This is a genomic window from Mesorhizobium sp. M2E.F.Ca.ET.219.01.1.1, assembly GCF_004016445.2.
In the GTDB taxonomy this organism is placed as follows: Bacteria; Pseudomonadota; Alphaproteobacteria; order Rhizobiales; family Rhizobiaceae; genus Mesorhizobium.
Window position 1 is genome coordinate 1 of sequence record NZ_SADT02000289.1, and the last position, 282, is coordinate 282.

General features: G+C 61.7%; 1 protein-coding gene. It reads right to left on the reverse strand.

Going from position 1 to position 282, the window contains the following annotated elements; all coding sequences use genetic code 11:
* Positions 1-266: hypothetical protein (locus tag EN862_RS35875; protein WP_135913358.1), on the reverse strand; the 266-nt coding region annotated here is incomplete at its 3' end.
* Positions 267-282: the final 16 nt, after the last annotated feature.

Genomic DNA, 282 nt, shown 5'->3' on the forward strand with positions numbered 1-282 from the left:
TTCAACTTTTCGGCCACCGACGCCGCGAGGTCGGCATAGCGCTCCTCCAGCCGCTCGGCCGCCTTGATGACGGGGAAGTCATGGTCGAACTTCTCCAGCGCCATGCGCAGCTTCTCGACGAAGTCGGCCTGCTTCTCCAAAGCCGAGAACAGTGTCTTAACCTGCGCCTCGCTGATGTCGGGATTGGCCAGCATCTTCGGCACCTCGCGGCCCATCTGGTCGCCGGTGGCGGTCTGTTCCTTCAGGATGCCGATCCAGTCGGTCAATCGTCGAACTCCTCTT